Below are 2,101 nucleotides of genomic sequence, written 5' to 3'. Positions count from 1 at the left end.
CTCGATCTCGGGCTCGCCATCGCCATCCCCGGATATCGTGCTGTGGGCCATGTCGAACGGGAAACCTTCGCCGCAGCCACTCTCGTGGCGCGGATGGAAGACGCGTCCCTGGATCAGGCTGTTGTCTGGGACGACGTTGCCACCTTCGACGGCCGCCCGTGGCGCGGCGCGGTGGACATCGTCACTGCGGGCTATCCGTGCCAGCCGTTCTCCGTCGCGGGCAAGCGCCGCGGCCCGGACGACCCGCGGCACCTCTGGCCGCATATCGCCCGGATCGTCGGCGAGGTCGAGCCGCCCTTCGTGTTCCTCGAGAATGTCGCCCATCATCTCCGCCTCGGCTTCCCCGAAGTCGCCGAAGGACTGGTCGGCATGGGCTACCGCCTTGCGGCAGGCCTCTTCACGGCGGCGGAAGTCGGCGCGCCCCACAAGCGGGAGCGGCTCTTCATCCTCGCCATCCGCGAGGCGGACGAGCTGGCCGACCCCGCGCGCCTGCTCTGGAACCCGGTCGAGTGGCGGGAACCGGACGGAACTGCTGCGCCTCTGGCCCACGCCCCGGGCGAGCGCCAACGAGAACCGGCAGACGAAACCGACGCCATCGCAGGAAGCAGGCCAGCACGGGATGAACCTCGCGACCACAGCCGCGATGTGGCCGACGCCGATGGCGAACGACGGCTGCAAGCCGAGCGCGGGGAACCGGCGGTCGGCCGACCTGACCCATTCGGCGGGACTGTGGATGACGCCGACGGCGCGGGATCACAAGGATGGGGCGACGAGCTTGGCGAACACGCCGGTGAACGGCCTGCTTGGCCGCCAGGTCCTGGTGACGCCGATGGCTGGGCGCGATACCTCCGAGCCGCGCCGGACCTTGAACCCGCTGTTCGTCGAGGCGCTGATGGGCTGGCCCACCGGGTGGACCGGCTTCGGCTCTGTGGCAACGGCGTGGTCCCCCTGGTTGCGGCGCATGCGCTCAGAACTTTGGCGGCTGAGTTGCTGGCCGATGGATGAGGTCGCGGGATGAAGCAGTCGCGCCTCATGTCGCTGGTCGAAGCGGTCGCCAACGTGATCGTCGGCTACGGCGTCGCGGTTGTCACGCAGATCCTGATCTTCCCGGTCTTCGGACTGCACACGACGCTGGCGCAGAACCTCAAGATGGGTGCGGTGTTCACCGTGGTCAGCATCACACGGTCCTACGTCCTGCGGCGGCTGTTCGAGCGATTGAAAAAGGGACAGCCTTGATCGCACTTATAGATTATCTGGCCAAATTCGTTTGCCTGGCCCAGCACCGCCCGGGAACTGAAACCCCATATGGGTAACGGTATCGATTACCGTGGCCGCGAGTTCGGCAACGTGGCTTTGAACCTGATGGAGGTAAGCAACATCAATCGGTGTGCCGAAGATCTCTTTTCGTTTGTTGACGAATAGCGGTAGCGAGCGCCCTTCGCGGTCCGGCATCCGCCACGAACCATGACAGATCACGTTCCTGATCTCAGACGCCTCCTTGATCGCGGCGACGAGTTCGTCAACGTTCTCGGTGGTGCTTTTGGCATTGTCGCGAACCGCCTTACCATAGGCTTCAGCAAGCGGCTTCAATGTGTCGGTCAAGGCTCGCTCAAGGGTTGGAAGCCATGAAGCGTAAGCCTCCTGCGCCTCTGCGGACGTTTCAAACGGGCGAGTCGCGGTAAATGCGAAGATCGCTTTACCCAAGACTTCCTCTAGAAAGCCGTAGGTTGCGACAGTTCTACCCAGCTGTTCCCAGAATTCGGGCGAATGGCGGTGGGTGGGCCACTTTGGAGGCAGGTTGTCGCGATCAATAATCGCTCGATTAACATCTTCGTCTTCGATCATGTTGTGCCGCCATTCACAGTTTCTCCCGCAACATGTCACGGCATATGATGCCCGTCACGAGCCTCACTGGTCGCATGGGAAAGGCACACGACACTCCACAGGCCGCCGTCGCGATCTGCTGTCGTGGCAATGAGAAAGCGCCGCCCAGTCGGGGCGGCGGCGTAGCAATCTTCTCGCGACGTCAGGCGGCGGCAAGCCTGTAGACCCGTCCGCGTCCTTCGACCTTCTCCGAGGTCACCTCGAGTCCGAGCTTCTT

The 2,101-nt window shown here is 63.8% G+C and carries 3 protein-coding genes; 2 read left to right on the top strand and 1 reads right to left on the bottom strand.

Annotated features, from left to right (window positions below):
- Positions 1-1,005 (top strand): DNA cytosine methyltransferase (locus G5V65_RS21690; RefSeq protein ID WP_165054672.1); only part of this gene is annotated, 1,005 nt, incomplete at its 5' end.
- A gap of 9 nt (positions 1,006-1,014) precedes the next feature.
- Positions 1,015-1,236: a DUF7220 family protein gene (locus G5V65_RS21685; protein WP_165054670.1), complete on the top strand. Its 222-nt coding sequence runs from the start codon at positions 1,015-1,017 to the stop codon at positions 1,234-1,236.
- A gap of 6 nt (positions 1,237-1,242) precedes the next feature.
- Here G5V65_RS21685 and G5V65_RS21680 read toward each other — a convergent pair whose 3' ends face one another.
- Entirely contained in the window at positions 1,243-1,845 is a 603-nt protein-coding gene (locus tag G5V65_RS21680) for a hypothetical protein (RefSeq protein WP_165054667.1), read from the bottom strand.
- Between the last annotated feature and the right edge of the window lie 256 nt (positions 1,846-2,101).

The sequence above is a fragment of the Paragemmobacter kunshanensis genome (assembly GCF_011059185.1).
Classification (GTDB): Bacteria; Pseudomonadota; Alphaproteobacteria; order Rhodobacterales; family Rhodobacteraceae; genus Paragemmobacter; species Paragemmobacter kunshanensis.
This window is presented reverse-complemented; position numbering and strand designations above follow the sequence as displayed.